The 1,032-nt window shown below is 70.9% G+C and carries 2 protein-coding genes; both read right to left on the bottom strand.

Translation table 11 applies throughout. The features are described 5' to 3' along the window. On the bottom strand, nucleotides 1-837 hold an 837-nt coding region (locus BN4348_RS01045), incomplete at its 3' end, for an acyl-CoA dehydrogenase family protein (RefSeq protein ID WP_066906925.1). After that, on the bottom strand, nucleotides 834-1,032 hold a 199-nt coding region (locus BN4348_RS01040; protein WP_268921099.1), incomplete at its 5' end, for an acyl-CoA dehydrogenase family protein. The genes BN4348_RS01045 and BN4348_RS01040, both read right to left, overlap by 4 nt.

Below are 1,032 nucleotides of genomic sequence, written 5' to 3'. Positions count from 1 at the left end.
CAGCGCCTCGGCGTCGGCGAGGAGCGAGCCGAGCTCGGCGCAGATGTCGTCGGTCGGCCGGGCGCCACGCACCGCGTCGAGCCCGCGTTTGATCTCGACCCAGTTCATGATCCAGATCATCTGGCGTTCGTGGTGCAGCGACGACAGCGCCACGTTCCAGCCGCGATGCAGCGGCCCGAGCAGGTTTTCCGCCGGCACCTCGACGTCGTCGAGGAAGACCTCGCAGAACGTCTCGTCGGAGATCGACGCCATCCGGATGGGCTCGATCCTGACCCCGGGCGCCTGCAGGTCGAGGATCAGGCAGGAGATGCCGCGATGCTTCGGCGCCTCCGGATCGGTCCGCGCATACAGGGTGCACCACCGCGACAGGTGGGCCTGCGTGGTCCATATCTTGTGCCCGTTCACGCGGAAGACGTCCCCATCGCGCTCGGCCCGCGTGCGCAGGCCGGCGAAATCGGATCCTGCCTCGGGCTCGGACATGCCCAGCGCCCACCACTCGTCGCCGCGCAGCAGGGGCACCAACAGCCGGTCGATCTGGGCGGGTGTGCCGAACTCGCGGATGCCGGGCGCGGCAACGTTCGGTCCGGCGATGTTGGGCAGCTTGGGCGCGGACCGCAGCGCGGCTTCGATCCGGACCTCCATCGCGTCGCGCAGGCCCAGCGACCGGCCGCCGTGCTCGCGGGGCCAGGTCGGCTGGAGCCATCCCCCCTCGAACGCGGCCCGCTGATAGTCCCGTCGCAGCGTCAGGTCCCAGCGGTACTCGCGATACCGCTCGTAGTAGTCCTTCGGCAGAAAATCCGCCAGCCACGCTGCGAATTCCCCGACCACCGCGCTCATCCCGCGCCTCCCGCGAACCGGCGGCCCACCTCGTGGTAGAGCGCGCGGCTGTCGCCGAGCAGCGCGGCGCCCTGCCAGGCATGCCGGACGTAGAGGTGGATGTCGTGCTCCCAGGTCTGACCGAGGGCGCCGTGCACCTGTACCGCGGTGCGCGCGCAAGTGACGGCCGCGTCGCCAGCGGCCGCCTTCGCCAGC

Source organism: Mycobacterium interjectum (assembly GCF_900078675.2).
Lineage (GTDB): Bacteria > Actinomycetota > Actinomycetes > Mycobacteriales > Mycobacteriaceae > Mycobacterium > Mycobacterium interjectum.
The sequence above is the reverse complement of the archived record's forward strand: the minus strand, read 5'-3'. Positions and strand labels throughout refer to the sequence as shown.